Below are 1,724 nucleotides of genomic sequence, written 5' to 3'. Positions count from 1 at the left end.
GGCGGCGGGAGGGCGTGCGTCACCTGCTCCTGCGGCGCGACGGGGTCGTGGTCGGTTACGCGCTGCTGGACGGCACCGACCCCATCGAGGCCGCCTCGGCCGAAATGGTCGTCCACCCCGACCACAGGGGCCGGGGGTACGGGCGGCAACTGGGTGAGGCGCTGCTGGCCGAGTCGGGTCACCGGCTGCGTGTGTGGGCGCACGGGGGACATCCCGCGGCCCGGCACCTCGCGCAGGCGCTCGGAATGGTCCTCTTCCGTGAGTTGCGGCAGCTCCGACGTCCGCTCGGTGACCTCCGCGCGGACGGGCCCCGGCTGCCGGAGGGCGTGCGGCTGCGGACCTTCGAGCCGGGGCGGGACGAGGAGCCGTGGCTGGCGCTGAACGCCGCCGCCTTCGCCCACCACCCGGAACAGGGCGGGCTCACCCGGCGTGACCTCGACGCCCGAATGGGCGAACCGTGGTTCGATCCCGCCGGTTTCTTCCTCGCGGTCCGCGACCGGGACACGACGGGGGGCCCGACCGGGGAGCCGGGACAAGGGGCGGGCTCCGACGATGCCGAGGAACTGCTGGGCTTCCACTGGACGAAGGTGCACCCCGCCGAGGGGTTGGGCGAGGTGTACGTGCTGGGCGTCGCCCCCGGCGCCCAGCACCTCGGCCTGGGGCGGGCGCTGACCGCCGTCGGCCTGGAGCACCTGGCCCGTCACCGGGATCTGGCGCACGCGATGCTCTACGTGGACGCCGACAACACCCCCGCCCTGCGGCTCTACGAGAGGCTCGGGTTCCGTACCTTCGAGGTCGACCTGATGTACCGCACCGAGAGCTGACGCGCCGGGCGCGCGCCCCCCGGCGTGTGCCCGTGGGGTGCGGGAAACCCGCACGTCACACAACGGACGGGTTGCGTTTTCCGGGACGGCTGGAGAATGGGGTCATGAGCCCGGAAGCGCAGCCCCACCCCATCGACCCAGCCGACCCGGAGTCGGTCGGGGCCATCGAGGCCTCCCGCCCGGCGGACCGCGGGACCGGCTCCGACACCGGCGCTCCGCCGGAGGGCGACGCCCGGGGAGGAGTCTCCTCGGGCGCGGCCCGGCCGGCGGGCACGCGGCCCGGCCGGTCGACCGCGAGGACCGGGAAGAGCACGAAGGCCGCGAAGAATCCGAAGGGCAGGTCGTCCGCCTCGGTGGCCAATCCGGCGCGCCGAACCGCCGCCGCCCGGGCAGGGGGCACGGGGCGCCCGAACCCCGTGACGGCCGAGGTGACGGCCGAGGTTCCCGCCGCCGCGGACGGCGGTACGGGCGGGGCCGCCGGCCCGAAATCCGCCGGGACGGCGAAGACGGGGAAAGCGAGCGGCGCCGGCGGGCCCGCCGGCGGGGCGGAGACGACGGAGCCCGCCGGGACGGCCGAGGCCGCGAAGCCCGCCAAGACGGCGAAGTCCGCCGAGTCGGCCGGAAGCGCGAAGCCCGCCAAGACCGCCAAGACGGCCAAGACCGCGAAGCCCGATGGGGCGGCGGCCCCCTCCGGTGGCGACTCCACCGATCGGGTCGACGACACCGTTCGTCCGACCCGGCGGGTGACGACCTCCGGCACCGGTCGGGCGGGCACCGTCTCCTCGCGCACCGTCAACAGCACCGGAACCACCCGTTCGGCGACCACCGCGCAGGTCGGCGCGGCGCGCACCGCCCGATCGGTGAAGGCCCCCACCGGGGCCGCCGCCCCGCCCCTCAAGC

1 protein-coding gene and 1 pseudogene are annotated in these 1,724 nt (G+C 76.1%); both read left to right on the top strand.

What is annotated here, in order from left to right; genetic code table 11:
• The coding region (gene mshD, locus FNQ90_RS22120; protein WP_182607963.1) for a mycothiol synthase at positions 1 to 824 on the top strand (824 nt) is incomplete at its 5' end.
• Positions 825 to 928: 104 nt separating this feature from the next.
• Positions 929 to 1,724: pseudogene (locus tag FNQ90_RS22115) on the top strand (hypothetical protein); the annotation flags it as partial.

Origin of the sequence: Streptomyces alkaliphilus, assembly GCF_014141535.1 — a bacterium.
Classification (GTDB): domain Bacteria; phylum Actinomycetota; class Actinomycetes; order Streptomycetales; family Streptomycetaceae; genus Streptomyces; species Streptomyces alkaliphilus.
The sequence above is the reverse complement of the archived record's forward strand: the minus strand, read 5'-3'. Positions and strand labels throughout refer to the sequence as shown.